The following is a 1,373-nucleotide window of genomic DNA, read 5'->3' as shown; positions in this document are numbered from 1 at the left end:
TTGAGTGAATACATAGCTCAAGGAGGCGAACCGGGAGAACTGAAACATCTAAGTACCCCGAGGAAAAGAAATCAACCGAGATTTCCTTAGTAGCGGCGAGCGAACGGGAATTAGCCCTTAAGTGGTTTGTAAGTTAGTGGAATGTTCTGGAAAGGACAGCGATACAGGGTGATAGCCCCGTACACGAAAATAAACTTATCATGAAATCGAGTAGGTCGGCACACGTGAAACGTTGACTGAACATGGGGGGACCATCCTCCAAGGCTAAATACTCCTAACTGACCGATAGTGAACCAGTACCGTGAGGGAAAGGCGAAAAGAACCCCTGTGAGGGGAGTGAAATAGAACCTGAAACCGCATACGTACAAGCAGTGAGAGCTAGATTTAGTCTAGTGATTGCGTACCTTTTGTATAATGGGTCAGCGACTTATATTTTGTAGCAAGGTTAACCGACTAGGGGAGCCGTAGCGAAAGCGAGTGTTAACTGCGCGTTTAGTTGCAAGGTATAGACCCGAAACCCGGCGATCTACCCATGGGCAGGTTGAAGGTTGAGTAACATCAACTGGAGGACCGAACACACGTATGTTGAAAAATGCGGTGATGACTTGTGGGTCGGAGTGAAAGGCTAATCAAGCCGGGAGATAGCTGGTTCTCCCCGAAATCTATTTAGGTAGAGCCTCGCACGAACACCATTGGGGGTAGAGCACTGTTAAGGCTAGGGGGTCATCCCGACTTACCAACCCTTTGCAAACTCCGAATACCAATGAGTGATATGCGGGAGACACACTACGGGTGCTAACGTCCGTTGTGAAGAGGGAAACAACCCAGACCGCCAGCTAAGGTCCCAAAGTACTAGTTAAGTGGGAAACGATGTGGAAAGGCATAGACAGCTAGGAGGTTGGCTTAGAAGCAGCCATCCTTTAAAGAAAGCGTAATAGCTCACTAGTCGAGTCGGTCTGCGCGGAAGATGTAACGGGGCTAAACTAGTCACCGAAGCTGCGGATTCAATCTTAGGATTGAGTGGTAGGGGAGCGTTCTGTAAGCCGTTGAAGGTGTGTTGTAAAGCATGCTGGAGGTATCAGAAGTGCGAATGCTGACATGAGTAACGATAAGGGGAGTGAAAAACTCCCCCGCCGAAAGACCAAGGTTTCCTGTCCCATGTTAATCAGGGCAGGGTAAGTCGGCCCCTAAGGCGAGGCGGAAACGCGTAGTCGATGGGAAACAGATTAATATTTCTGTACTTCTATATATTGCGAAGGAGGGACGGAGTAGGCTAGGTGAGCACGGCGTTGGTAGTCCGTGTGAAAGTATGTAGGCTGATGGTTTAGGTAAATCCGGACCATCTTAAGGCTGAGATACGAGACGAGATTCTA

At 48.8% G+C, this 1,373-nt stretch carries 1 rRNA gene; it reads left to right on the top strand.

The window, feature by feature from the left end:
* Positions 1-1,373, top strand: a 23S ribosomal RNA gene (locus AC27E9_RS19140); the annotation flags it as partial.

Source organism: Colwellia meonggei, assembly GCF_057537295.1.
The sequence above is the reverse complement of the archived record's forward strand: the minus strand, read 5'-3'. Positions and strand labels throughout refer to the sequence as shown.